This window comes from Sphingomonas sp. (assembly GCF_030145815.1).
Taxonomy (GTDB): domain Bacteria; phylum Pseudomonadota; class Alphaproteobacteria; order Sphingomonadales; family Sphingomonadaceae; genus Sphingomonas.
Window position 1 is genome coordinate 136,910 of the sequence record NZ_JAIXHL010000009.1, and the last position, 26,722, is coordinate 163,631.

The window sequence follows — 26,722 nt, forward strand, 5'->3', positions numbered from 1 at the left end:
CTGATTGACCGGGATCGCATGGCGGCGCATCTGGTCCGCCATGCGCTTCTTCTCCGACAATGCCGCCCCCGCCTGTCCCGAGGTAATCGCGGCGCTCTCCGCCGCCAATATTCAGGACACCGCCTATGACGGTGACCGCTGGAGCGCGGCGCTCGATGCGCGCTTTTCGGCGCTGTTCGGGACCGAGGTTGCGGTGCTGTGGGTTCCGACCGGCACCGCCGCCAACTGCCTCGCGCTCGCCTCGCTCTGCCCGCCTTATGGCGGGGTGGTGTGCCACCGCGAAGCACATATCCAGATGGACGAGGGCGGCGCGCCCGAATTCTACACCCACGGCGCCAAGCTGATGCTGGCCGACGGGGCGGGCGCGAAGCTGACCCCCGATTCGATCCGGGCCGTGCTCGATGCGGTCAAGCCCGGCGTCCACTGGGTGCAGCCGCACGCGATCTCGATCACCAACGCGACCGAATATGGACTGGCCTATAGCCCGGACGAGGTCGCGGCGATCGGCGACCTCGCGCGCAGCCGCAATCTAGCCTTGCACATGGACGGCGCGCGCTTTGCCAATGCGGTCGTGCATCATGAGTGCGACCCGGCCGATGTCACGTGGCGCGCCGGGGTCGATGCGCTGAGCTTCGGCTTCATCAAGAATGGCGGCATGGGTGCCGAAGCGTTGGTGTTCTTCCGCCCCGACCTCGCCGAAACCTGCAAGATGCGGCGCAAGCGCGCGGGGCATCTCCAGTCCAAGGGCCGCTTTCTCGCCGCGCAGCTGATCGCGATGCTCGACGACGACATCTGGCTGCGCAACGCGCACGCCGCCAATGCCGGGGCCGCGCTGCTGGGCCGGGCCGCGCCGCACCGGCTGGTGCACCCGGTCGAATCCAACGCGGTGTTCGTGCGGCTTAGCCCAGACGAGGCCGCAGCGTTGCGCGCGCAGGGTTTCGACTTTTACGACTGGGGCGTCGGCGAAGCGCGCTTCGTCGTTGCTTGGGATCAGGACGAAGCGGCGGTCGCGCCACTCGCAGCGGCGCTCGCCGCGCTGTGAGCGAGGGCACGACAACGGCCCCGCGGCCCAATTCCACCAAGCTCGCGGTGCTGATTCCGTTCGGCATCGTCACCCTGATCTGGGGATCGACCTGGCTGGTCATTACCGGCCAGCTCGGCGTGGTGCCGCCGACCTGGTCGGTCACCTATCGCTTCCTCGTCGGCGGAATCGCGATGCTCGCCTGGGCGGCATGGTCGCGCCAGCCTTTGTGGCTCGATGCGCGCGGCATGGGGTTCGCCGCGCTGCTCGGGCTGATGCAGTTCGTGCTCAACTTCAACTTCGTCTACCGCGCAGAGATGCACGTCACCTCCGGCCTCGTCGCCGTGGTGTTCGCGTTGCTCCTCGTGCCCAACGCGATCCTGTCGCGCATCTTCCTTGGCCAGCGCATGGGACGGCAGCTGCTGGTCGGGTCGGTGGTGGCAATGGCGGGCGTAGCGCTGTTGTTCATCCATGAAATCCGCCGTGACCCTCTCGCGAGCGGCGAGGTTTATTACGGCATCGGCGTCACGCTGCTCGGCGTCATGTGCGCGTCGGTCGCCAACATCATGCAGGCGACCGAGACGTCGAAACGCTACCCGATGGCGACGACGATCGCGTGGGCAATGCTGCTCGGCGCGGGCATGGACGGCGCGTTCGCCTGGGCCACGACCGGCCCTCCGGTGTTCGAATGGACCGCGACCTATATCGCGGGGGTCCTGTATCTCGGCATTGTCGCGTCGGCCGTGGCCTTCCCGCTCTATTTCGGGATCATCCGCGTGATCGGCCCGGCCAAGGCGGCCTATTCCAGCGTCCTGATCCCGGTGATCGCAATGCTGCTCTCGACGCTGTTCGAGGGCTATCGCTGGTCGCTGCTGGCGGGAGCGGGGGCGGCGCTGGCCGGGGTCGGGCTGGTCGTTGCGCTCAAGGCGCGCAGGCCCGCGCGGTAATCGGGAAAGCGCGGCCGCCAGTTCAGCACGCGCTTCGCCTTGCCGTTAGCGACGCGGCGGTTCTCGGCATAAAAGGCGCGCGCCTGCGGGGACAGCTGCGCCTCGGCCAGCGGCACGAGCGGCGGGACGGGCAGGCCCAGCACGCGGCACCCGAACGCGATCACATCGGACTGCGGCGCCGGTTCGTCGTCGGACAGGTTATAGGCGCCGGGCGGCGCATCGAACCCGGCAATGACCCCGGCGGCAAGGTCGGTGACATGGATCCGGCTGAATACCTGCCCCGGCACGTCGATCCGCCGCGCCTCGCCTGCACGAATGCGGTCGAGCGGCGATCGGCCCGGACCATAGATGCCGGGCAGGCGAAACACCCGCGCGCCCAGCTCCAGCCACGCCGCATCCGCCGCCGCGCGCGCGGTGCGGCGCCCGGTCCCGGTCGGTGCGCTTTCATCGACCCACGCGCCCTGCGCGTCGCCATAGACCCCGGTCGAGGACAAATAGCCGAGCCACGCCCCGCTCTTGCTGAGCTCGGCACCATAGGTCGCCAGTACCGGATCGGCCTCGCCCGGCGGGACCGAAGAGAGGATATGCGTCGCCTGCGCGATCTCGAACCGCACCCGCTCGGAATCGTCAAAGCCAAGGTTACCCGCGCTCCCCGTCGCCACGATCCGCGCGGCGGGCAGCGCGGCGGCGATGTGCCGCGCACTGTATCCAAAGCCGAAGATCAAGAGGCGCATAACGCCGTCCCGATCCCGTTCAGCTCACTTCGCGCCATAGCCGTTGTACAGCGTCCCGAAGAAATCGCCCTTCTTCCACGCCGGACGCGCATCCGCGTCGGCGATCTCGCGGGCGATCGCATAATTGGCCTCGATGAAGCGGACGCCCTGATCCCACAGGATTTCGGGATTGGTGATCTCGTCCGACGGGCGGTGATAGCGGGTCGACAGAAAGCGGTCGAACGCCTCGCGGCCGACGCCCGCCATGCCCGGCCACAGGAATACCGACGGGATCCCCTGCTGGACGAAGCGATAGTGGTCGGAGCGGACGAAGAAGCCCTGTTCCGGCATCGGATCGGTGCCGACGCCGACGCCGACGGTCGCGGTGGCGCGCGCCACGGTCTCACCCAGTGTCGAGCGCGCCGCGCCGAATGCGATCATGTCTTCGAACTTGTACGTGATGACCGGCATGTCGAGATTGACGTTCGCGACGATCTTGTCCTTCGGCACGGTCGGGTTGTGCGCGAAGTAATCGGCACCGATCAGCCCCTTTTCCTCCGCCGTCACCGCCAGGAACATCACCGACCGGCGTGGCGGCTTGCCCGATGCCTGGAAGCGCTTGGCCTCCTCGATCAGCGAGGCGATGCCCATCGCATTGTCCATCGCGCCGTTATAGATGGTGTCGCCCTTCGCATCCGCGCGACCGACGCCGACATGGTCGAGATGCGCGGTCAGCACGACCACCTCGTCCTTCAGCGCAGGGTCGCTGCCCGGGATGATCCCGGCGACGTTGCTGCTCATCACCATCTTGCGCTCGGTCTTGAGCGCTGCGGCGAGCGTCGCGCGCGTCGCAAAGGATTTGAGCACCGGCTTGCCATCCGCGACCGCCTTGGTCGCGGCGGCCCAGCCCTTGTCGTCACCGAACAGCTTGGCCGCGCCAGCCGTACTGATCGATGCCAGCGTCGGCGTGCCCTTGGCGGGGAGGTGGCCATTGCCCTGCGCATCGGCCCAGGTCATCCGCCACTCGTCCCAATAGTCGACCATCTGCGCGAATGGGCGACGCGACCCCGGCGTTTCGATCAGGATCACGCCCGCTGCACCCTTGCTCGCTGCAATCGCCGCCTTGTTCGCATTGCTGCCGAAATGCGCGCGTTCCTCGCCGTCGAAGCTGCCGGGGGCGCCGCCAAAGATGGCGACGATCTTACCCTTCACATCGACGCCCCTGTAATCGTCGCGCTTATACTGCGGCGCGACGATGCCATAGCCGACGAACACCACGCCGGCATCGATCAGCGTGCTCAGCTTTTCGGGATCGCCACCGGGGATGTAATCCTTGCCGAACTCCAGCGTCACCGGCGTACCGCCGCGCGTGACGGTCAGCGTGCCCTTGTCCGCCGGGCGATAGCTCAGCAGCGGGACGGCCTGGAGATAGCTGCCCTTGTCCCCGGCCGGACGCAGCCCCGCCGCATAATATTGCGACGCCACATATTCCGCAGCGATGTCATATTCCGGCGATCCGGCGTCGCGGCCCTTCATCGCGTTGGAGGCGAGGAACATGACATGCGCCTTCATCGCCGCCTCGGCGGGCGGCAGCGGCGCGTTGACGCGGGCATTATCCTCGGCGGTCGTGTCGGCGGGTGCCTTGGCGTCCTGCGCCAATACGGCGGGCGGCGCGATGATCAGCGAGAAAGCGAGCGTCGAGTGCAACAGGCGGAACTTGGACAAGGTGTCGAACTTTCGTTTGAACCAAAGAGGGGGTGAGGCGTAGCATTCCGGCGATACACCGCAATCGAATTTCTTCGCGTGCGGCACCCTCTGCTCGCGCGTAAAGGCCCACAGATGATCGACGCACTCGACGCCACGCCCGCCCTGCAATCCCGTGTGATCCGCCGTGCGGACTATGCGCAGCCCGACTGGCTGGTGCCCGACATCGACCTCGATTTCGACCTGGCGCCGGGCGGAACTCGCGTCCGTGCGCGCCTGTCGGTGACGCGCAACGGCGCGCATGATCGCCCGCTGCGGCTCGACGGCGACGCGCTGGCCCCGCTCGCGGTGCGGGTCGATGGCGGTGAAGCGGTTTGGGAGATGGACGGCCTGACGCTGGTGATCGACCTGAGTGGCGACGCTCATGTGATCGAGACCGAGGTCGAGATCGTCCCCGATCGCAACAGCCAGTTGATGGGCCTCTACGCCTCGGGCGGCAATCTGTGCACCCAGTGCGAGGCGGAGGGGTTCCGCCGCATCACCTTCTTCCCCGACCGCCCCGACGTGCTCTCGCGCTACCGCGTGCGCATGACGGCGGACAAGGCGCGCTATCCGGTGCTGCTCGCCAATGGCGACCCGGTGGCGCAGGGCGAGGGCGAAGGCGGCAAGCACTGGGCGGAATGGCACGACCCCTTCCCCAAGCCGAGCTATCTGTTCGCGCTGGTCGCGGGCGATCTCGCCGCCAACCGCGCGACCTTCACCACCGCCAGCGGGCGTGAAGTCCAGCTCGCCATCTGGGTCCGCGAAAAGGACCTGGCGAAGACCGATCACGCGCTCCACGCGCTCAAGCTCAGCATGGCGTGGGACGAACGCGTCTATGGCCGCGAATATGACCTCGACGTGTTCAACATCGTCGCGGTTGATGATTTCAACTTCGGCGCGATGGAGAATAAGGGGCTGAACATCTTCAACAGCCGCTACATCCTCGCCGACCCCGATACCGCGACCGATTACGACTATGACGCGGTCGCCGCCGTGGTCGCGCACGAATATTTCCACAACTGGTCGGGCAATCGCGTCACCTGCCGCGACTGGTTCCAGCTTTCTCTCAAGGAAGGCTTCACCGTCTATCGCGACCAGTGTTTCTCGGCCGATCAGGGATCGGCTGCGGTCAAGCGGATCGAGGATGTTCGCGGCCTGCGCGCCGCGCAGTTCCCTGAGGATGCCGGACCCTTGGCCCACCCGGTGCGCCCGGACGACTATATCGAGATCAGCAACTTCTATACCGCGACCATCTACAACAAGGGGGCTGAGGTGATCCGCATGATCGCCACGATCCTGGGCACGCAGAAGTTCCGCGCGGGCAGCGACCTGTATTTCGACCGGTTCGACGGCACGGCGGCGACGTGCGAGGATTTCGTCGCGTGCATGGAGGAAGCGAGCGGCGTCGATCTGACCCAGTTCCGCCTTTGGTATTCGCAGGCCGGTACCCCGCGTGTTTCGGCCAGCCTCGAGCATGAAGCGGACAGCGCGCGCGCCACGTTGACCCTGCGCCAGAGCGTGCCGCCGACCCCGGGCCAGCCGGTCAAGCAGCCGATGCTGCTGCCGCTGCGAATCAAATTGTTCGGCAGCGACAGCGCCGCGCCGCTCGCCGACGAACGGCTGGTGCTGCTCGATGCTGCCGAGACACAGATCGCCTTCGAAGGCGTGACCGAGCGCCCCGTGCTCTCGGTCAATCGCGGCTTTTCGGCGCCGCTGATCGTCGACACCAACCGCAGCGCCGCCGACCTCGCCTTCCTCTCGGCGCATGATGACGATCCTTTCGCCCGCTATGAGGCGATGCAGCAGCTGATGCTCGACACGCTGGTCGGCGCGGTGACCAAGGGGCATGTCGATCACGCCCCGGTGATCGCAGCTGTGGCGAACACGCTCGCCGATCCCGCGCTCGACCCGGCCTTCGTCGCCGAAGCGGTGCTGCTCCCTTCGGACAGCTTCATCGGCGATCAGCTCGCGGTGGTCGATCCCGAGCTGATCTTTCAGAAGCGCGAGGCGTTGCGCCGCGACCTCGGCCGTGCGCTCGAGCCGCAATGGCGCAGCCTGTATGAGGGCGTGCGCGCCAACCGCTTCGAATATTCCCCGGCGGGCAAGGGCGCGCGGCGCGTCAAGTCGGTCGCGCTCGGCTATATCAACGCCAGCGGCGCGGCGGACGGGCCGGAACTGGCGTTCGCGCAGTTCGAGGCGGCGGACAATATGACCGACCGGCAGGGCGGGCTGATGGCGCTCGCCAACCTCACCGCCGACGCCGCCGACGCGCGGCGCGTCGCGGCGCTCGACATCTTCTACCAGCGCTATCGCGACAATAGCCTCGTGCTCGACAAATGGTTCCAGACTCAGGCGCTGTCGACCCGGCCCGACACGCTGGTCGCAGTACAGGAGCTGGCGCAGCACCCGGACTTCACCCTCGCCAACCCCAACCGTGCCCGCGCTTTGGTGGGCGCGTTCGCGGTCAATCAGCGCGCCTTCCACGGTGTCGATGGCGGCGGCTATCGCTTCGTCGCGGATCAGCTGATCGCGCTGGACAAGCTCAACCCGCAGACCGCGGCAAAGCTCGTCCCCCCGCTCGGCCGCTGGCGCCGCTTCGACGCCGCGCGCGCCGCCAAGATGCGCGCCGAACTGGAACGCATCCTTGCCCAGCCGGGGCTGAGCAAGGACATGACCGAGCAGGTGAGCAAGAGCCTGGAGGGGTAACCCGATCCTACCCCGTAAGGGGGAGGATCGTGGCTGTCAGGCCATCACGTTACGCCCGCGCGCCACCGTGGCGCTATGCCCGATCCGCGCGGTCTTGCTCGGCGTCAACACGGTATCGACGAACATCCAGTCGTTGCGCACGCTGTTCGGCGTTACCGTCACCGCCATGTAACCGCGGTTCGACGTATCGCACCATTTGAGCTCGGGATTGGCGCCGACCAATGCCCGCGCCACGACCTTGGGATCGATCTTGAGCGACCCTTCATAGCCGGGCGAGCTGACCGACTGGCCGGCGAATTCGACACCCGCAGGCTTGCCGTCCTGAGCCAGGTCATAGGCCCAGGCATTGTGGCTGTCCCCGGCCAGCACGACGAGGTTCGCGCCCATTGCCTGTGCCGACGACAGAAACCGCGCGCGGGCCGCCGGATAGCCGCCCCAATTGTCGAAGTTCATCGGCAGCCCGGCGGCGCTGAGCGCGACACCCGCCTGCACATAACGCTTGGCGCGTTCCGGCGCGTCGGGCGCGATCCAGCTCATGGCCTCACGCGGAGTCACGGTCTTGCCCATGATCGTGCCGAACCCGACCATCTGCCAGCGCGTGCCGGCCTTGACCGACCGCGCCATTTCCTGCGCGAGCCAGGCTTCTTGTTCCCAGCCCATCATGGTCATCGCCTTGTCCTGCCACGGACCGTCGCGGAAGGCGGCGATGGCGGCGGCGGAATCCGGAGCCATGAACAGCGCGGCGGCTTCGCGGGGCTTGGTCCGGCCGATCACGCGGGTTTCGGTGCGGAACAGGGTCGCCAGCGATCCGATCGTGTAGGATTTCCACGGCTCGTCCGACACCGGCATCCATTCGCGCCACGCCTGGAACGCCGCCGCCTTGCGGATGCTCCATTCACCTTCGTTCGCCTGGTGGTTCTGCGCGCCGCCTTCCCAGCTGTCATTGGTCGTTTCATGGTCATCCCACTGCACGATCATCGGCTTGGCGGCGTGGAGCGCGGCAAGGTCCGGGTCGGCGCGATAGCTGGCGTAACGCAGGCGATAATCGGCGAGGTGGATGATCTCGCCATCGGGCAACGGCCAGCGGCCGTCGACCGCACCCGACGCGGGGGCGTAACCACCCTTCTGATATTCGTAGATATAGTCGCCAAGATGGACGGCGAGATCGATATCGTCGCGCGCGGCGGCGTGGCCATAGGCGTTGAAATAGCCAAAGGGCAGGTTGGAGCAGGAGAAGACCGCGATGCCGAAGCGGGCAGCGCTGCCCTGCGGCAGCGTCTTGGTCCGCCCGACCGGCGAGAAGCTGCCATCGGGCGCGACGAAGCGGTAGAAATAGCGCGTTCCGGGCTGAAGGCCTGTGACAGTGATCTTGGTCGTCCAGTCGCGCCACGGACCGGTGATCGCCTCGCCGCTGGCCACGATCTTGGCGAAGTCTGCGCTCGCCGACACCTCGACCCGCAGCTTCGCCGTATCCCCCTTGGCGACATAGCGCGTCCACAGCAGCATCGACGTCGCCGACGGCTCGCCGCTCGCGACATTGTGCGTAAATCCATCGACGATCCAGTTCGGGCCCTGCGCGGCAAAGCCGGGGATCGCATAGGCGCCAAGGCCCAAGGTGCCGGTGAGGATCAGCGAGCGGCGGTCGATGCGAACTGTCATGGCGGGTCTCCCGTGGATGCCGTCCCTTGGCGCGCGTGCATGTCCGGTTCGTGACAGTTCATCTTCGCGGGTCTAGACCAGCCTTTAGCTGATCGTATCCGGAGTGACCTTATGCGCAAACTCGCGCTCGCCGCCCTGCTTCTCGCCACTACCGCCTGTGGCGGCACGCCCGAGGGTAATCAGACCGTCGCGCAGGGCGAAGGCTATGACCTCGCCGCGCAAAAGGCAAAGCTCGCGGTCATCCAGATGCAGACCGACACCAGCTTCTTGACCGCCGAGGAGCGGCAGGTGGTCAATCTGCTGATCCGGGCGTCGAACGTCATGTCGGACATCTACCGCGCCCAGCGCGACGCGAACTGGCGACAGACGCGCGCCGCGGTCGCCAAGGAGGGCGACGCGCTTAAGCTGGAGATGGTCGACCGCTATTTCGGCCCGTGGGACGAACTCGCCGACAAGCGTGCTTTCTGGGGTAGCGGGTCGATGCCCGAGGGTGCGGGCTTCTACCCGACCGACCTGACGCGCGAGGCGTTCGACGCCTATCTCGCCGCCAATCCGGGGGAAAAGGCGGCGCTCACCAGCCCCTACACCGTGGTCGTGCGCGACGGGGCGAAGCTCAAGGCGATCCCCTATTCGGTCGCCTACAAGCCCGAACTGACCAAGGCGGCGGCGTTGCTTGAAAAGGCGGCGGCGATCACCACCAACCCCAGCCTCAAGAAATTCCTGTCGCTGCGGGCGAAGGCGTTCCTGACCGACGAGTATTACGAGTCGGAACTCGCCTGGATGGACCTCAAGGACACGCCCATCGAAGTCGCGATCGGGCCCTACGAAGTCTATACCGACCGTCTCCACGGGCAGAAAACCGCGTTCGAAAGCTTCGTGACGCTCAAGGACCCCAAGGAGTCCGCCGCGCTCGACAAATATAAGCGCTATCTGCGCGACATGGAGGCGAACCTTCCGGTCGACGACGCGATGAAGAACTTCCAGCGCGGCTTTGAATCGCCGATCGCGGTGGCGGAGCAGATCCGCGGCGGCGGCGACAATGTCCCCGGCGTTCAGACCATCGCCTTCAACCTGCCCAATGATGAGCGCGTGCGCGAGGCGAAGGGTGCGAAGAAGGTGATCCTGTCAAACGTGCTCGGCGCGAAGTACGACCGCATCCTCGCGCCCATGGCCCCGCTGGTGCTGGTCCCCGACCAGTCGAAGCTGGTGGTGAAGAAATATATGCAGCTCGGCACGCTGTTCCACGAGCTGTCGCACAGCCTGGGGCCGGGGACGATCACGGTTGCGGGCAAGAAGACGACGGTGAGCGAGGCGCTGAAGGATCAGGCCTCTGCGTTGGAGGAGGCCAAGGCCGACGTCATGGGCGCGTGGAACATCCTGTTCATGATGGACAAGGGCGAAATCCCCGCGGCGGAAAAATCGCAGCTGTTCGCCACCTACCTCGCCGGCACCTTCCGCTCGATGCGCTTCGGGATCGAGGAAGCGCACGGGCGCGGCGCGGCGATGCAATATGGCTATATGAAAGCGAAGGGCGCGTTCGTCTGGGACGAGAACACCGGCCGCTACCGCATCGACAACGCCAAGTTTGAAGCCGCGCTGCGTGACCTGCTGCGCGACATGATCGTGTTACAGCACAAGGGCGATTACGCCGGGACCAAGGCGTTCATGGCGAAATGGGCGGTGCTCGACGATCCGGCCAAGCGTGTAATCGCGTCGATGTCGGCGATCCCCGTCGATATCCGCCCGGTCTATCCCGACGCAGTATGAGCCCGCGCCGCCCGCCTCTTGTCAGGCGGGTGGCAATCGGGGAAGGGCGAGCGCCGCCGGTCGCGGCAGGTCGGGAAAGGTTCAGGGTGGCGGTCAGCCAGGTTTCGCGCGCGGCGACCGCGCCGGTTGGGTTCATGCAGTCGGACCGGATGGTGCTGGCACTGCTAGCACTGCTCGCAGTCGCGGTGCGCTTCATTACCTATGGCAATCCGGCACTGGGCTTTGACGAGCAATTCTACCTGCTCGTCGGGGATCGCATGGTTCAGGGCGAACTGCCCTATGTCGACATCTTCGACCGCAAGCCGATCGGCATTTTCCTGATCTATGCCGGTATCCGCTGGCTCGGCGGGGAGGGGTTCGTTCAGTACAAGCTGGTCGCCACGCTGTTCGTGATCGCGACGGCGTGGCTGATCTACCTGCTCGCGCGCCAGCGGGCCGAGCGCTTCGGCGCGGGCCTTGCCGCTGCGCTCTACATCCTCTGGCTCAACCTGATGGAGGGGGAGGGCGGGCAGACCCCGGTCTTCTACAATCTGCTAGTGATCGGCGCGGCGTGGCAGTTGTTCGCGGCGCTGCGCGCACCCGACCGGCTGGTGCCGCGCGGGGCGCTCGCGCTGCTGCTAATCGGGCTCGCGTTGCAGATCAAATATACCGTGGTGTTCGAAGGCATGTTCTTCGGCCTCGCCTTTCTGTGGCTGGCGTGGACGCAGCGCATGGCGTGGGGCCGGCTCGTCGCCTTTGCCACCGTCATGGTCGCGCTGGCACTGCTTCCGACCGCGCTGGTCCTGCTCTATTACTGGGGTGTGGGAGAGGCCGACGCCTTCATCTTCGCCAATTTCAGCTCCAACGCGTATAAGGAAAACGGCTCGTCCCTCGTCCAGCTGTTCAAGCTGGTCGAGCTGAGTGCGCTGTTTCTGCCGCTGGGCGTGGTGGCGGTCGTGGGTCACCGCGCAATACGGGATAAGATGGTGCGACCCGATGGGCAAATGGTGCGCCTCTGGCTGGTCGCATCCGTGCTTGGTGTGCTGCTCTACTGGCGCTTCAGCGCTCCGCACTACGCAATCCCGCTCCTCGCCCCGCTATGCGTGCTGCTGGCGCCGGCACTGGATGCCAGGCCCCGACTGGGTGCCGCAATCGCCGCACTGGCGCTGATCGCAGGACAGGTCGTGCAGATTCAGTTGGCTGCGATGAAGGGTGGCGACGCGGCAATGCGCGCGGTCGCTGCGGCGGCAAAGCCGGATCGCGGCGTCATCTTTGTCTATAACGGCTATCCCGGCCTGTACCTGCTGACCGGGTCGCCGCTGCCGTCGCGTTGGTCGTTTCCGGGGCATCTGAATACGCAGGATGAGAATAATCCGCGCGCGCTCGGGGTCGATCCGCTGGTCGAGACGCGCCGGATCCTCGACGCGAACCCGGACGCCATCGTCGATACCTTTCCCGCTTATGCGCTCGGCAATCGCGAGACGCGCGCATTGCTGCACCGCGTGATTGCCGAACGCTATCGCCCAGTCCTGTGCGTGGCGACGCGCGACCGCACGCGCGTTATCTATCGCCAGAAGCGCGAAGCCTGGCCCGTCGATCTCAGCGCCTGCCGCCCGGAGGTGTTCGCGCCCGTCAAACCCTGACGCCGCGCGGCGGTTCGGCCAGCCAGCGCGAATAGAGCTCGACCAATGCGATCGCATGGTCGCGATCGGACAGCACTTCGCCGGCCGCCTGCCGCGCCGCCGCACGCAGCGTCACCTGATCGCGTGCGAACAGCCGCTGAATGGCACCGGCGCAGGAGCGGGTGTCGCGTGCGCGATAGGTTTCGGCAAAGGCGGGGTCCGCGACCTCGGCACAACCGCCCTCGTCCGGCACGATCAGCGGCAGGCCGCTCGCCAGCGCCTCGCTTGCCACCAATCCGAATGGCTCCTGATCCGACCCGTGGATAAAGGCGTCGGCGCTGGCGAGAATGCGGCTGAACCGGTCGCGGTCATAGACCGGGCGGAACAGGCGGATATGGCGGTTGCCGCCGATCTGCCGTTCCAGCGCCTCGCTCTGCGGGCCCTGACCCAACAGCATCAGGCCGACCGGCACCTCTGCGCCGGCCGCCTGCACTGCGTCGATCACCAGCGGCCAGCGCTTTTCCTTGTGGTGGCGGCCCAAGCCGATCAGCAAATGCCCCTCCGGCGGCAGGTCGAGCTGCGCGAGCATCGATGCACGCAGCGCTTCGTCGCGCAGGCTGGGCGAGAAATGGTTGCGGTCGATCCCCAGCGGCATCGCGGCGTCGACGCGCAGCCCGCGCGCGCTGTAGCGCTTCGCCAGCGCCGGACCGTTGGTCACGAACGCATCATATTTGCCCAGGAACTTGTCCATGTAGCGGGTGTACCAACCGAAAATCCGCTCGATCCGTTCGGGGCTGGCGACCCCCTCCAGCCAGCGGTGCGGATAGGCGCCCATATTGTCGTTATGCGCGAAGAAGATCTTCAGCGCATCACCCTGCCAGTCGCCGATGAACCAGGCGGGCCGCCAGGGCGAGCTGTTCTCCACCACGTCCGGCTTGATCTGGTCGAGCAGCCTTGTGACCGCTTCGGGCTCGTTGAACAGCCAGTAATTGCGGTCGAGGATCAGCGGAGGCGATTTGACCCAATAGATGCGCCCGCCATCTGCGCGATCCTCAATCCGGTCCTCATGGAACGGCGCGATGACGATCAGCTCATGGCCAAGCTCCGCCATGATCCGCACCTTGCGGTCGAGATAGGTGCGGACGCCGCCGCCAGTCGGCGAATAATATTCGTTGACGTCGACGATCCGCACCGGTGTTCAGCTTCCGCTGGGTGAAAAGCCGGACAGGCCCCGCACATATTGCAACTTGATCGTGATCGGCGTCGCGCTCGCGCCGACCGTGACGATCCCATCGGCCAGCTTGGGCTTGCTGCGCCCCAGCTTGCGGTTGCTGGGCACGCCGGCCCCGTCCTTCCAGATGTTGAACTTGTTCGCGCCATCGCGGTCATGGGTCAGGAACAGCGCATAGCGGCCCGGGCGCGGCGCCTTGATGCACAGCACGATGTTGCCCGACTTGGGCGTGGGGGCGAAGCTGCGGTGGAACAGCTTGCCTTCCTTCACCAGCACATGGTCGTCGCGCAGATAATCGCCCTCGACCGCGGGGTAGAGTTCCAGCTTGAGCCGCCCGGTCCGGTCCTTGATTCCCTGCACATTGACGCGCAGCGCGGGCACGTCGCCCGCAGCGCACGCGGCGGCATCCTCACCGATCGCGGCCTGCGCCGATGCAGCATTGGGCCAGGCGACCGCAGCGATCAGAGCGAGCGAAAGCGGGGCGGCGCGGCGGGCGAAACGGGGGGTGGTCATAGATCCTTCCTAAACAAACCAAGCAGGCCGAATCCTGCGATCAGGATAGCATGGAACAGCAAAGTGAGCGCTGCCATGAACGACAGCATCTCGGTCAGCGCGTCGCCGCGGCCGATCAGCAAAATCGCAAAACTGGCAAACACCACTTCCTGGCTGGGGATCAGCGGCAGGCGTGAAACGAGCATGCGCGCGGCGGCGAGCAGAACCCAGGTGCCAAAACCCACGCCGGGCAGCGCCACCGCCCAGGCCACCGCGATCAAGAGCGAATCGGCAAGCAGGCGCGCGACATGGATGCCGAACACTTCCCACAGCTCCTTGCGGCCGAGCGAAAAGACGCGGCGCGAGAGCAGCAGGAAGGGCAACGACATGCCAAGCACCACGGCTGCCGAGATCAGGCCGGTCTTGAACTCTGCCGGGCTCAGCATGTCGGTCGCCAGCGGCAGCGCGATGGCCACCAGCAGCAGCGTGATCGCATTGCCCGCCAGTGCGGACAGGATCGACACGTCCTTCACCGCACCAAATGGGGCCGCGACCATCTTGGTCCGCTGTCGCGCCCAGGCATAGAAATAGGCCTCGCCCGAATAGCCGAGCACGACGTCGTTCGCGATCCGCTTGCGGTTGAGCGCGATCATGCCCGACCACGGAATATTCCATAGCTTGCGATAGATGATGAAGTCGAAGGTCGGCCCGACCATGTAGCGCAGGACAAAGATCAGGTAGAACAGCCAGCTCGCCGGGGCGGTGCGGGTCAGCCCCGCCAGTCCCTGGTCCAGCAGCTCGTGCCCGATCCCGACCACCATCAGGACCGACAGCACCGCGCCGAGCCAGGTCGGCCAACGCCGCCGGATCTTGGCGATCGGTTCGAGTTCGGCGAGTTCCGCGACGACCGGCTTGGGCGCGGCACCGGGAAGCGTATCGGTCGTCAAGGATTGCGCTCCTGGCGGTTCCACATCAGCCAATCAGGCAACCCCTGCTCGTACCCCGGTGAAGGTGCAACATGTCTCGGAAAGGTGGCCGCTATGCAAGTGGGGGTGAAATGACCCGAGATTATGGTTTCAACGCGGGGTGATTTGGGCTTTAACAAGGCACGCTGCAAGCCCATGCCCCAACCAAATCACTCCGCCACCCATATCCTGAGCTTTGCCCAGACCCTGAAAGGGGGCGGGGTCGAGCGTGCGATGATGCGCATGGCGAACGGCTGGGCCGAAGCCGGGCGGCGCGTGACGCTGGTGATCGGCGATGCGCGCGGCGCGCTGGCGCACGAAATTCCGCCCAATGTCGAGGTGCGTGAGCTTGGCGATGCGCGCTATCGGGCGATGTTCGGCATCGCTGATATCGTGCGCGAAGTGCGTCCTGACGCGATCTTCTGTCCCGGTAATCACTATACCGCCGCCGCCTTTTGGCTGAAGCGGCGGTTGGGCCAGGCGTGCCCGCCCATGGCGGCGCAGGTCTCCAACACGTTGATCCGCCCCGATCTGCCCCGCGCAGTGGGGTTTGGCTATGCGCTGTGGCTGCGCATGCATCCGTCGTTTTTGGATGCAATCGTCGCCATGACTCCGGCCACGGGCGAAGAGGCGGTGCGCGAGATGCGCATCGATCCCGCCCGCGTCGTGGTCATCCCCAACCCGCCGGCCGTGCCGATCCCCGGCGCGCCGCTGCCGCCCATGCCGGACGGGCGCTTCATCCTGGGCGTTGGACGGCTCGCTCCCCAGAAGAAATGGGAACGGCTGATCGCCGCGATGCCGCGCCTTGCCGACCCCGACGTCAAGCTGCTGATCCTGGGCGAAGGCGAGGAGCGCGAACAGCTCGAACGGCTGGTCGAGCGGCTCGGCCTGTCCGACCGCGTGGCGATGCCGGGCCATGCTCCCGATCCGCTTCCCGTGATCGCGCGCGCCGATGTCGTGGCGCTCACGTCCGAATTCGAAGGCGTGCCGGGTGTGGTGCGCGAGGCACTGGCCGCCGGCACGCCGATCGTGGCGACCGATTCGAGCGTTGCAATTCATGAACTGATCAACTGCGCTTCGCGCGGCTCGGTCGTCCCACCTGGCGATCGCGCACGGCTGGTCGGTGCGCTCAACCACTGGCTGACGCCGGGACGGCAGCGGCCCGAACCGCTGGTCGAAGAGGGGCCGGAGCCGATCGGGGCGTATCTGGAGTTGTTCGATCGCCTGGTCGCTCAGCGCGGGCGGTAGCTCAAGCCGATCCACAACGTGCGGGGACTCGCGCGCTCGACTATGCCCGTCCCGCTCACGCCAGTTTCGATCCGCGCATCGGTCAGATTCTCACCCCGTGCCTCGACCGCGAAACCCTTCGCCACCGGTACGCGAATCACGGCGTCGAACGTGAGTGCATCGGCCAGCGCGCGCACGTTGAGGTCGTCCTCGAACTGCGCCGCGACATAGCGCGCCGTTCCCGAAACGCTCAGCCGATCGCCGCTATAGCCGATATGGGCGGAGAGCTGATGCGGCGCAGTCTGCGCCGGGCGCCGTCCGTTCAGCGGCGCGGCGCTGCCCGACGCCTCCACCCGCGCATCGGTATAGGCCCAGGACGCGCCCGCGCGCCACGGCCCGGCCTGCCACGTCAGATCGGCCTCGATCCCCCGCGACTCGATGGCGTCCAGATTCTGCCGCACGCGATAGACGCCGCCCGCTGCGACGAAACCGACGCCGGGAAAGGTCCCCGGCCCGCTGCCCAAAGTGACGTTGCCGATCGCATTGTCGAGTCGGTTGAGAAAGGCAGTGGTGCGCAGCGTGAAGCCGTCGGCGGGGGTCAAGTCGACCCCGACCTCCACCCCCCGCAGCCGCTCCGGCGCAAGCTGGGGGTTGGCGGCGGTCGCATCCGTCCCCGCGCGGAACGGGCGGTAGAGCTCGTTGAGGGTCGGCAAGTGCCAGCCGCTATAGGCCGCGCCTCGCAGCTCGATGGCGTCGCTGGCCCGCAACGCAGCGGCAAGCCGCGCGCTGCCTTCCCACCCGGTGCGATTCGGCGCGCGGCTGTCGGTCAGCGGCGCGCCGCCGGTCAACAGCGCCTCGAACAAGCGCCCGTCGCGGATCGTCCAGCGATCGGCGCGTCCGCCCGCCGTCAGCGTAAGCGCGCCGCGCTCCAGGCTCAGATCGGCGAACAGCCCGGCGGTGTTGCTCTCACCCCCCGCCACGCGGCGGCGCGTCGGCGCACCCGCCACAAAGCTGTAGAGCTCGTTGGTCCGCCCGCTCACCATGCGCAGATCGCCGCCGGTGCGCAGCGTCCATCCGCTGCCCAATGGTGGCTCGATCTCGACGCGCAGCCCGGTGCCGGTCGCCGGCACATGCTGGTCCAGCGTCGGGCTCGCGGCAGTGCGCGTCGCATTCACGCTGGCAAAGCCGGTGGCGAAATCGCGATGCTGGAGCCAGCCGGTCGCCGCCCAGCGCCAGCGCCCGTTGCCGATCAGGCGCAGGCTGGCATCCGCCCCGCGGCTGTTCACCGGGGTAAAATCGGTCCCGCGATCACGCTGATCGGAAAAGGCCGACAGGTTCGCCTGCAGCTCGATCCCCGCCGTCAACGGCGCGACGCCGCGCAGAGCGATGCTCGCCTGTTCATAGGGCGCGGCACGGTCCGCTGCGCCGCGCTGGCCCTCGATAATCGGTACGAACCCATCGCCGCGCGCGAACTGCACCGCCCCGGTCACTTCCCCCGCGCCCAGGCGCGCGCCGCCGGTTGCGACCAGATCGACCGACTCGCGGCTGCCGAAGAAGCCGGTCAGCGCGACCGGCCCCAGCGTTTGCGCGTCAGCGCTGAACAGCTCGACCGTCCCGGCCAGTGCACCCGCACCGTGATAGCCGCTGCCGCCGCCGCGCGTCACGCGCACCCCGCCCAGCCGTTGCGGCAGCATGGCGGGGAAGGGGACCCAGCCGCCGAACGGATCGGCCTGCGGCACCCCGTCGAGCAGCAGCAGCGCCCGGCTCGACGCGTTGCCGCCGAGCCCGCGCAGGCTGATCCCCTGTGCGGTCGGGTGCGATGAGCGCGAATCGGCGCGGCGGAACTGCGCCGCCCCGGCGACATCGCGCAGCACATCCTCCAGCCGCCCGCTGGCACTGTCGGTCAGCCGTTCGCGGTCGATCTCGACCGTCGCCAGCGCGGCTTCACCCGGCGGTGCGTCCAGCCCCTGTCCGACGATCACAATCTCCTGTGCGGCGACTGGCAAGGGCAGGGTAAGGAGGAGCAGCGGGGCCGCGCCCCTCATGCCGGCTTCGCCCGCTCGGGGCTGGCGGCGGCAAAGGCCTCCAGCGCGCAAGCGGCGGCATCGGCGGCGCGCAAGGTCGGGAACGCATCGAGCGGCGTGTCGAACCGCCGCGCATTATACATCTGGGGCACCAGCATCACGTCCGCGATCCCCGGCGCGGTTCCGCCCAGAAAAGGCCCGTCGCCGGCCTTGGCCGCCGCTAGCGCCTCCAGCGCGGTGAAGCCTTCGATAATCCAGTGGCGATACCAGTCGCCCTTCACCGCCTCATCCGCACCGAAGCGCGACTCGAGCGCGCGCAGCACACGCAGATTGTTGAGCGGGTGGATATCGGCCGCGATCACCAGCGCCTGCGCCATCGCATCGGCGCGCGCGATCGGGTCGGCCGGGATCAGCCGCGGTTCCGGATAGGTCGCATCCAGCCATTCGATGATCGCCAGGCTCTGCGTCAGGATGCGGCCCTCGCCAATCTCCAGCGCGGGGACGAATCCCTGCGGGTTGCGCGCCAGATGCGCCTCGCTACGCTGCGCTCCCTGCACCAGATGCACCTCGCGCCGTTCATAGCTCACGCCCTTGAGGTTCAGCGCGATGCGCACGCGATAGGCGGCGCTTGAGCGGAAATAATCGTACAGAATCACGTCAGCTCACCCTCGTCGGCACCATAGCCCGCTTCAATCGCCTGTTCCGACCGCCGTTCCAGCGCCACCTTGATCATCGCCACGATCGGATCGGCGAGCGCCAGGCCGAGAAAGCCGAACAGGGTGCTCATCAGAATCTGCGACGACACGGTCAGTGCCGGCGGCATGTCGACCGTGCGCTTCGCCACCAGCGGCAACAGCACATAGCCGTCGAACGTCTGCACCCCGAAATAGATCGCGATCGCCCACAGCCCCTCGCTCTGCCCGGCGCTGAAGCCGACCGCGACCATCAGCACGCCCGAGATGAACGCCCCGATATTGGGGATGAAGGCGAGCATGCCGGTCAGGATGCCGAGCAGCAGCGCCATGGGTACGCCCGCGATCGACAGCAGGATCCAGGTCACGATCCCTTCGAACACCATGCCCAGCAACCGCCCGGCGAGCAGCACGCGCATCGTCCGCGCCATCCGCGCCAGCGTGATCGCGAACTGGTCGCGCGACGCCATCGGCACCATCCATTGCAGTCCGCGCTCATAAAGGCGTGGCTCCATCGCCACGAACAGGCCGATGACGAGGATCATGATGAAGCTGGCAATCGCGCCGATCGCGCCGCCGATGAACGATGTCAGCCGCCCGACCGATCCCAGCGCCTCCTTGGCCAGCCCGCTCAGGTCGGACGCCTGCGGCATCAGGCCCAGGTCGCTCAGCCACCCGCTGATCCGCATCGCCTGCGTTTCCAGCGTGATCCGCAATTGCTCGGCCTGCGCCACGATCTCGACCCCGGTCAGGTAGATGACGCCACCGATGAACGCGACGACGCCGATCACCACGATGGTCAGCGCGAGGCCACGCGGGATCGGCACTGCGCGCCGGATCAACCGCGCCCCGCCATCCAGCATCGACGCGACGACCAGCCCGGCGAAGATGAGCAGCAAAGGCTGGATCAGCAGCACGATCAGCGCGGCGGCGGCGGCGAGTCCGAACCACACCGATGCGCGGCGCATCTCCGCGCGCATCACCGGATCGCGCATCTCGTTCGGGCCGGGCGTCTGGGTGACGCTCACGTCCTCCTCGGCGGCGCTCGCCATCGGCTTACTGTGCCGCGCTATCGGGATGCAGCGACGTGCCCGCGCGGCCCGACCGGAACGATCCGAACCAGGTGAGCGGGTTCCAGTTTGCGCTGCCATCCAGGCTGAAGGTGATGAACTCGGCGCGCCCACCGATATTCTCGATCGGCACCGGCCCGCCCAATCCCTCGGACTCACCCTTCGCACTCATCGCGGGCGCGCGGCTGTCCGCGCTGTTGTCGCGATTGTCACCCATCAGCCACACATGGCCGGTCGGGACGCGGATCGGGGAAAAATTATCGGCGCTGGTCAGGCCGATGTCGATGGTGTCATAGCTGACGCCGTTGGGCAGGGTCTCGCGGACGATCTCGACATTGCAGACGCGCGCACCAGCCGCGTCGCGCGCCAGCGCGTCGGGATAGTGGCGCGGGTCGCAGGTCAGGTTGCCATCGACCTTGAGCGCCCGCAGGCCCAGCTTCTCGCGCTGCACCGGTCGGCCGTTGAGATACAGGATGCCGCCATGCATCTCGATCAGGTCGCCGGGCAGGCCGATCACCCGCTTGATATAGTCGGTTCGCACCACGGGATGGCTGACGATGACAATGTCGCCGCGTTCCGGCAGGCTGCCGAACAGGCGCCCCTGCACGAATGGCAGGATGTGAAAGGTCGGGGTGACATAGCTGTATCCATAGGGATATTTGCTCACCACCAGCCGGTCCCCGACCAGTAGCGACGGCATCATCGACTCCGACGGAATGTAGAATGGCTTGGCGGCCAGGCTGTGAAAGCCGAGCACGGCGAGCACCAGCCAAAAGATACCGCGCGCCTCGCCCCACCAATCGGTGCCGCTGCGCGTCTCTTCGCTCTCGCTCGCCAATGCCAGTTTTTCGGCCATCCCGTCTCTCTTACTCGCCCGCCACGGGCAGCGCCTCGATCACCACCAGCGCCTGTGCCCAGGGATGGTCGTCGGTCAGCGTCAGATGCACCTTCACCACGTGTCCCGCGGGCGTCATCGCGTCAAGCCGCGCCTTGGCACCCCCGGCCAGCGCCAGCGTCGGCGCGCCCGACGGCGCATTGACCACGCCGATATCGCGCATGAACACGCCAGACTTGAAACCGGTCCCGACCGCCTTCGAAAAAGCCTCTTTGGCAGCAAAACGTTTCGCGAGCGTTGCGGCATAGCCCATCGGCCGCCGCGCCGCCTTGCGCAGCTCGACCTCGGTGAACACGCGCTGTTCGAACCGCATGCCGAACCGGTCGAGCGACGACTGGATCCGCTCGATGTTGCAGAGATCGGATCCGATGCCGATGATCATAAGATCGTCGCCCCGGCGAAGGCCGGGGCCGCCATGTTGCAGGCGTGTCCGGTGCTGCGAGCGGCCCCCGCCTCCGCCGGGGGGACGAACGACCCGCTCACCGCGCCGCATCCATCAGATCGCGCATCCGCCTGACCACCGGGGCCAGCCCGTCGAAAATTGCCTCGCCAATCAGGAAATGCCCGATATTCAGCTCCGCCAGCTGCGGAATCGCCGCGATCGGCACGACATTGTCGAAGGTCAGGCCATGCCCGGCATGCACCTCGATCCCGTTCTTCGCGGCCAGCGCCGCCGCGTCGGCGATGCGGCGCAGCTCGGCGGTCTGCGCTTCGCCTTCCAGCTCGCAATAGCGCCCGGTGTGCAGCTCGACCACCGGCGCGCCCAGCCGGATCGCCGCTTCGATCTGCGCCGGATCGGGTTCGATGAACAGCGACACGCGGATGTTCGCGCCCTTGAGCTCGCTGACCATTGGCGCGAGCACATTATGCTGCCCCGCCGCGTCCAGCCCGCCTTCGGTCGTGCGCTCCTCGCGCCGTTCAGGCACGATGCACGCGGCGTGCGGGCGGTGGCGCAGCGCGATGGCGAGCATTTCGTCGGTCGCCGCCATTTCCAGGTTGAGGGGAATCGTCAGCTCCGCCGCGAGCCGCGCGATGTCGTCATCGGTGATATGCCGCCGGTCCTCGCGCAAATGCGCCGTGATCCCGTCCGCCCCGGCCTCCGCCGCCAACAATGCCGCCCGCACCGGATCGGGATAGCCGCTGCCGCGCGCATTGCGCACGGTGGCGACATGGTCGATGTTCACGCCAAGGCGCAGATGGCCGGTCATTACTTGGTCCCCTTGCCGCACGCGGCGGCGCTCAACAGGTCGTGCGAGAAACCCGCGCCCTGCCACACTTCACCAAAGGCAAAGGGGGCGCGGTCCGAAAAGACGATCACCACGCGACGAATGTCCGGCAGGATGAAGTTGCGAACCTCGATTCCCCCCACGCCACCGCGTCGCTCGACGATCCGCACCGGCTTGGCGCACCCCTTGAGCGGTGCTTCGAACACCCATTGGCCGAGCGCCATATAGCCGAGCGCGGGATCGCCCTGCCAAAGCGTTGCCAGCGCATCCGGCGGGATCAGCCTCCCCTCCATCAGCGCAATGTCGAATTTCGCCAGCGCGTCGGTCGAGCCATACAGCCCTGCCGCAGCACCATAGCTGGCGAGGTCGATCGCCGGCTCGGGCTTGCCATCGATCGTGCCCATCCGCGTAAACGCTTCCCCCGGATAAGCGGCAAGAAAGTCGATCTCGAGCGGCTTGGCGATGCGTTCGTCGACGAGCGTTGCCCAGCTCTTGCCGGTCACCGCCTCAAGCAGCGCGCCGAGCACCAGATAGTCGCAATTATTGTAGGACCAGTTTCCCCCCGGCGTCCCCTTGACCGGCCCCGCGCAATAGCCGGTCAGCGGATCGCGGCTCCCGGTATAGCCCGGCTGATAATAGGATGGGAAACCGCTCGTTCCCGCCGGGCTGTCGTCGGGATTAGGCAAACCCGAGCGATGCTGCAGCAATTGGCGCACCGTCACCGTAGCGGCATTCGCGCTGCGGAACTTGGGCAGATAGGTGGCGATCGGGCGATCAAGGTCGATCCGGCCCTTGGCGACTTCCTGCATCACCAACACCGCGACAACCTGCTTGGTCACCGATGCCCAGCGCCACGTCGCGCCATCATCACCACCGCGAAAGGGCTGTGGGAGCAAGCCGACATAGCCCCAGCCGCCGCCCTCCGGGTCGGCAATCTGGATATCGCCGCTGAACGCCGGATCCTCGACCAATTTAGCGAGCGCGCGCTCATCGACCGGCGGCGCGGTTTGCACCGCGGTTGCCTGCATCAGCAGAGCTGCAAGCGCAGCGTTCACGCCGCCGCCCGGCTGCCCGGCTTGATCGCCGGGATCGCCGCCAGCTCGGGGGGGAGCGCGTCCGCCGCGTAGCTCGGCACGTCGAGTCGGATCAGCGGAAAGAACGGGACGCCCAGATCGGCGGTGCCGTTCGACCGATCGACCAGCGAAGCCGCTGCGATCACCTCGCCGCCGGCTTCGGCAATCGCCTTGATCGCCTCACGACTGGAGAGCCCGGTGGTGACGACGTCTTCCATCATCAGCACCTGTTGCCCGGGCGCCAAGCGAAAGCCGCGCCGCAGTTCGAAAATGCCGGTGGGGCGTTCGACGAACATCGCATCGACATCGAGCGCGCGGGCGACTTCCTGTCCCGCAATCACCCCACCCATTGCGGGGGAGACAACGGCGGTGATCCGCGAACGCAGCTCGGCGGGGATGTTCGCCGCTACCGCCTCGGCCAGTCGCGCGGCGCGGCGCGGGTTCATCAGCACGCGCGCGCATTGCAGGTAACGCGGGCTGCGCAGCCCCGACGACAGGATGAAATGCCCTTCCAGCAGCGCCTCTGCCGCCCGGAATTCGCCCAGCACCTCGTCTTCGGTCACGCGTCCACCCCGCTGTTGTTGTCGCCGGGCATCTAGGGTTCGGGCGGTCCCCCCGCAACTACGGTATCAAAAAGAGCAGTCGACACGCTTGAGGCGGACGCGCGAGGTGCTATAGGCCAGCCTCGACGGGCGAATTGCGTCCGCGCGACCGGCAAAGCCGGCGCCCCCGCACAGGGGCCAGAAGGACAGGGGTTTATTGAGACGATGCGCATGCATGGATTGAAGGCGATCGTGCTGGCTGCGGGCCTCGCGCTCGCCGGGGGCATGGCCCAGGCTCAGGCACCGGCCGCAGCGGCGCCCGAAGCGCCCGCGCCGGTGACGGTGGCGACTCCGGCCGCGGCTCCCGCGCCGGGTAGCCCGGTCGAGCAGGCCGCGACGGCTGCTCCCGCGGAAGCGAAGGTTGCTGATCCGACGCTCAACCCCGACGGCACGCACAAGAACGGGCCGGTCGCGGGCGTCGGCATGCCGGTCGACGGCAAGCTCGGTATTCAGCCGCAGGCGACCAAGCTGGGCGAGAGCGCGGCCGGTTTCCACAACAACATCCTGCTGCCGATCATCACCGCGATCTCGATCTTCGTGCTGATCCTGCTGGCGTGGACGATCGTCCGCTATCGCCGCAAGGCCAACCCGGTCCCGTCGAAGACCAGCCACAACACGCTGATCGAGATCATCTGGACCGCGGTGCCGGTGCTGATCCTCGCCTTCATCGCATGGCCGTCGATCGCGCTGCTCGCCAAGCAGTTCAAGCCGGCGCCCGACAATGCTGTGACGATCAAGGCGATCGGCAACCAATGGTATTGGTCGTATGAGTATCCCGACCATGGCGGCATTTCGATCACCGCCAACATGCTCAAGGAAAAGAGCGAAGTTCAGGCCGGTCAGCGCTTCCGCACCGATGTCGATGGTCCGCGCCTGCTCGCGGTCGACAACCGCATCGTCGTGCCGGTCGGCACCCCGATCCGCCTGATCGCGACCGCCAATGACGTGATCCACAGCTGGGCGGTCCCGGCATTCTGGATCAAGATGGACGCCATCCCCGGTCGCCTCAACGAAACCAGCTTCACCGTCGACAAGCCTGGCGTTTACTTCGGCCAGTGCAGCGAACTGTGCGGTGCGCGTCACGCGTACATGCCGATCGTGGTCGAGGCGGTCGAGCCGGCCGTGTTCGCGCAGTGGGTCGCGGCCAAGGGCGGCACGATGCCGTCGGCCGCCAAGCCCTCGGCCGCCGCTCCGGCGCAGCCGGGCAGCGACGCCGCCGACGACACCGCGACCCCGGCCAACGCCATCGTCGCCACCGGCAATGCGACCGTCGAGGCGACCGAAACCGGCGCCACCACCAATCAAGCCGCCACCGGCAACACGGACCAGTAAGCCATGACCGACGCAGCACGCGACGCGCACGCCTTTACGGCGCATGACGACCATCACGACACGCATGCGGACCATGTGCCGGGCTTCTTCGCCCGCTGGTTCCTGTCGACCAACCACAAGGACATCGGCACGCTCTACCTGATCTTCGCAATTCTCGCGGGGATCATCGGTGGTGCGATTTCGGGCGTGATGCGCCTTGAGCTGGCCGAGCCGGGCATCCAGCATCTCGGCTATGTCGCCGAATTCGTGCATGGCGGTCCGCAGACCTTCGACGAATCGCTGCACTTCTGGAACGTGCTGATCACCGCGCACGGCCTGATCATGGTGTTCTTCATGGTCATGCCCGCCATGATCGGCGGCTTCGGCAACTGGTTCGTTCCGATCATGATCGGTGCGCCGGACATGGCGTTCCCGCGCATGAACAACCTGTCCTTCTGGCTGCTCGTCCCGGCATTCGTGCTCCTGCTCGCTTCACCGTTCTTCGGCGGTGGCGCGGGGACCGGCTGGACCGTCTATGCCCCGCTCTCGACCTATGGTGAGCCGGGGCCGGCGGTGGACATGGCGATCCTGTCGCTGCACCTTGCCGGTGCCAGCTCGATCCTGGGCGCGATCAACTTCATCACCACCATCTTCAACATGCGCGCGCCGGGCATGACCCTGCACAAGATGCCGCTGTTCGTGTGGTCGGTGCTGATCACCGCCTTCCTGCTGCTGCTCGCGCTGCCGGTTCTGGCCGCCGCGATCACGATGCTGCTGACCGATCGTAACTTCGGCACCACCTTCTATGATCCCGCCGGCGGCGGCGATCCGGTGCTGTACCAGCATCTGTTCTGGTTCTTCGGCCACCCCGAAGTGTACATCATGATCCTGCCGGGCTTCGGCATCGTCAGCCAGATCGTGTCGACCTTCAGCCGCAAGCCGGTGTTCGGTTACCTCGGCATGGCCTATGCCATGGTAGCGATCGGCGTGGTCGGGTTCGTCGTGTGGGCGCACCACATGTTCACGACGGGCATGAGCGTAAACGTGAAGATGTACTTCACCGCCGCGACGATGATCATCGCGGTGCCGACCGGCATCAAGATCTTCTCGTGGATCGCGACGATGTGGGGCGGGTCGATGAGCTTCAAGACCCCGATGGTCTGGGCGATCGGCTTCATCTTCCTGTTCACCGTGGGCGGCGTCACCGGCGTCGTGCTCGCGAACGGCGGCGTCGACGATTACATGCACGACACCTATTATGTGGTCGCGCACTTCCACTATGTGCTCTCGCTGGGCGCGGTGTTCGGCCTGTTCGCCGGCTTCTACTACTGGTTCCCGAAGATGTTCGGAAAGATGTACAGCGAACTGCTGGGTCAGCTGCACTTCTGGGTGTTCTTCGTCGGCGTGAACGTGCTGTTCTTCCCGCAGCATTTCCTGGGCCTTCAGGGCATGCCGCGCCGCTACCCGGACTATCCGGACGCCTATGCATACTGGAACGAGATCTCCAGCTGGGGCTATGTGATCATGCTGGCGGGTATGGCGATCTTCTTCGTCAACCTGTTCTGGTCGCTCGCCGCGGGCAAGAAGGCTCCGGACAATCCTTGGGGCGAAGGTGCAACGACGCTGGAATGGACCCTGTCCAGCCCGCCGCCGTTCCACCAGTTCGAAACCCTCCCGGTGATTGCCGACGACAAGCATCACTGAGGTCGGTCACGACTGAAACACGAAACGCCCCGGGGGAAACTCCGGGGCGT

At 66.7% G+C, this 26,722-nt stretch carries 22 protein-coding genes; 8 read left to right on the forward strand and 14 right to left on the reverse strand.

Translation table 11 applies throughout. The features are described from left to right. Positions 1–40 precede the first annotated feature (40 nt). A complete protein-coding gene (locus KYX69_RS10035; RefSeq protein ID WP_300496690.1) occupies positions 41–1,042 on the forward strand; it encodes a low specificity L-threonine aldolase in 1,002 nt (333 codons plus the stop codon). Beyond that, positions 1,039–1,968, forward strand: coding sequence for an EamA family transporter (locus KYX69_RS10040; protein WP_300496692.1), 930 nt, complete (start codon positions 1,039–1,041; stop codon positions 1,966–1,968). Before KYX69_RS10035 ends, KYX69_RS10040 begins: the two co-directional genes overlap by 4 nt. On the opposite strand, the gene KYX69_RS10045 is transcribed toward KYX69_RS10040, so the two are convergent. Beyond that, positions 1,878–2,702: an NAD(P)-dependent oxidoreductase gene (locus KYX69_RS10045; RefSeq protein ID WP_300496695.1), complete on the reverse strand. Its 825-nt coding sequence runs from the start codon at positions 2,700–2,702 to the stop codon at positions 1,878–1,880. The two genes, KYX69_RS10040 and KYX69_RS10045, sit on opposite strands and share 91 nt — an antisense overlap. A gap of 24 nt (positions 2,703–2,726) precedes the next feature. Then, on the reverse strand, positions 2,727–4,406 hold the full coding sequence (locus KYX69_RS10050; protein WP_300496697.1) for a M28 family metallopeptidase: 1,680 nt from the start codon (positions 4,404–4,406) through the stop codon (positions 2,727–2,729). Between the two features lie 114 nt (positions 4,407–4,520). On the opposite strand from KYX69_RS10050, the gene pepN reads away from it, so the two are divergent. Further along, the gene (gene pepN / locus KYX69_RS10055; RefSeq protein ID WP_300496699.1) at positions 4,521–7,133 is read left to right on the forward strand and encodes an aminopeptidase N; all 2,613 of its coding nucleotides are present in this window, start codon (positions 4,521–4,523) and stop codon (positions 7,131–7,133) included. A 36-nt stretch (positions 7,134–7,169) separates the two neighbouring features. Here pepN and KYX69_RS10060 read toward each other — a convergent pair whose 3' ends face one another. Continuing rightward, entirely contained in the window at positions 7,170–8,792 is a 1,623-nt protein-coding gene (locus tag KYX69_RS10060) for an alkaline phosphatase (protein ID WP_300496701.1), read from the reverse strand. A 111-nt stretch (positions 8,793–8,903) separates the two neighbouring features. Here KYX69_RS10060 and KYX69_RS10065 point away from each other — a divergent pair, with 111 nt between their 5' ends. Beyond that, positions 8,904–10,559, forward strand: a complete 1,656-nt coding sequence (locus KYX69_RS10065; protein ID WP_300496703.1) for a hypothetical protein — start codon at positions 8,904–8,906, stop codon at positions 10,557–10,559. 86 nt (positions 10,560–10,645) lie between these two features. Then, positions 10,646–12,181, forward strand: a complete 1,536-nt coding sequence (locus tag KYX69_RS10070) for a hypothetical protein (RefSeq protein ID WP_300496705.1) — start codon at positions 10,646–10,648, stop codon at positions 12,179–12,181. Here KYX69_RS10070 and KYX69_RS10075 read toward each other — a convergent pair. Genes KYX69_RS10075 through KYX69_RS10085 form a run of 3 tightly spaced genes read right to left on the reverse strand, consistent with a single transcriptional unit; the run spans position 12,171 to position 14,830 of the window. Then, positions 12,171–13,352 (reverse strand): glycosyltransferase, encoded by a 1,182-nt coding sequence (locus tag KYX69_RS10075; protein ID WP_300496707.1) that lies wholly within the window; start codon positions 13,350–13,352, stop codon positions 12,171–12,173. The two genes, KYX69_RS10070 and KYX69_RS10075, sit on opposite strands and share 11 nt — an antisense overlap. Positions 13,353–13,358: 6 nt before the next feature. After that, complete coding sequence (locus KYX69_RS10080; RefSeq protein WP_300496710.1) at positions 13,359–13,904, reverse strand: DUF2141 domain-containing protein; 546 nt, start codon at positions 13,902–13,904, stop codon at positions 13,359–13,361. Next, positions 13,901–14,830, reverse strand: a complete 930-nt coding sequence (locus KYX69_RS10085; protein ID WP_300496713.1) for a hypothetical protein — start codon at positions 14,828–14,830, stop codon at positions 13,901–13,903. Before KYX69_RS10085 ends, KYX69_RS10080 begins: the two co-directional genes overlap by 4 nt. A 174-nt stretch (positions 14,831–15,004) precedes the next feature. Between KYX69_RS10085 and KYX69_RS10090 the strand changes: the two genes are divergently transcribed. After that, entirely contained in the window at positions 15,005–16,096 is a 1,092-nt protein-coding gene (locus KYX69_RS10090; protein ID WP_300496715.1) for a glycosyltransferase, read from the forward strand. Here the strand turns inward: KYX69_RS10090 and KYX69_RS10095 are convergent. From KYX69_RS10095 to pyrE, 8 genes are all read right to left on the reverse strand, one after another. Beyond that, entirely contained in the window at positions 16,081–18,120 is a 2,040-nt protein-coding gene (locus KYX69_RS10095; RefSeq protein WP_300496716.1) for a TonB-dependent receptor, read from the reverse strand. The genes KYX69_RS10090 and KYX69_RS10095 overlap by 16 nt on opposite strands. Further along, positions 18,117–18,755 (reverse strand): maleylacetoacetate isomerase, encoded by a 639-nt coding sequence (gene maiA, locus KYX69_RS10100; protein WP_300496719.1) that lies wholly within the window; start codon positions 18,753–18,755, stop codon positions 18,117–18,119. Before maiA ends, KYX69_RS10095 begins: the two co-directional genes overlap by 4 nt. After that, positions 18,752–19,843, reverse strand: a complete 1,092-nt coding sequence (locus tag KYX69_RS10105) for an AI-2E family transporter (protein WP_300496721.1) — start codon at positions 19,841–19,843, stop codon at positions 18,752–18,754. The genes maiA and KYX69_RS10105 overlap by 4 nt, the downstream gene beginning before the upstream one ends. 4 nt (positions 19,844–19,847) lie before the next feature. Next, positions 19,848–20,717 carry a signal peptidase I gene (gene lepB / locus KYX69_RS10110; RefSeq protein WP_300496724.1) on the reverse strand — a complete coding sequence of 290 codons (870 nt, stop codon included), beginning with the start codon at positions 20,715–20,717 and terminating at the stop codon, positions 19,848–19,850. 10 nt (positions 20,718–20,727) lie between these two features. Next, complete coding sequence (gene acpS / locus KYX69_RS10115; protein WP_300496726.1) at positions 20,728–21,138, reverse strand: holo-ACP synthase; 411 nt, start codon at positions 21,136–21,138, stop codon at positions 20,728–20,730. Positions 21,139–21,235: 97 nt separating this feature from the next. Continuing rightward, on the reverse strand, positions 21,236–21,964 hold the full coding sequence (locus KYX69_RS10120) for a pyridoxine 5'-phosphate synthase (RefSeq protein WP_300496728.1): 729 nt from the start codon (positions 21,962–21,964) through the stop codon (positions 21,236–21,238). Continuing rightward, on the reverse strand, positions 21,964–23,037 hold the full coding sequence (locus tag KYX69_RS10125; protein WP_300496730.1) for a serine hydrolase: 1,074 nt from the start codon (positions 23,035–23,037) through the stop codon (positions 21,964–21,966). The genes KYX69_RS10120 and KYX69_RS10125 overlap by 1 nt, the downstream gene beginning before the upstream one ends. Then, the gene (pyrE, locus tag KYX69_RS10130; protein WP_300496731.1) at positions 23,034–23,618 is read right to left on the reverse strand and encodes an orotate phosphoribosyltransferase; all 585 of its coding nucleotides are present in this window, start codon (positions 23,616–23,618) and stop codon (positions 23,034–23,036) included. Before pyrE ends, KYX69_RS10125 begins: the two co-directional genes overlap by 4 nt. A 204-nt stretch (positions 23,619–23,822) precedes the next feature. Here pyrE and coxB point away from each other — a divergent pair, with 204 nt between their 5' ends. Both coxB and ctaD read left to right on the forward strand, forming a co-directional pair. Next, positions 23,823–24,989 carry a cytochrome c oxidase subunit II gene (gene coxB / locus KYX69_RS10135; protein ID WP_300496733.1) on the forward strand — a complete coding sequence of 389 codons (1,167 nt, stop codon included), beginning with the start codon at positions 23,823–23,825 and terminating at the stop codon, positions 24,987–24,989. A gap of 3 nt (positions 24,990–24,992) precedes the next feature. Next, on the forward strand, positions 24,993–26,672 hold the full coding sequence (ctaD, locus tag KYX69_RS10140) for a cytochrome c oxidase subunit I (RefSeq protein ID WP_300496734.1): 1,680 nt from the start codon (positions 24,993–24,995) through the stop codon (positions 26,670–26,672). Positions 26,673–26,722 lie beyond the last annotated feature (50 nt).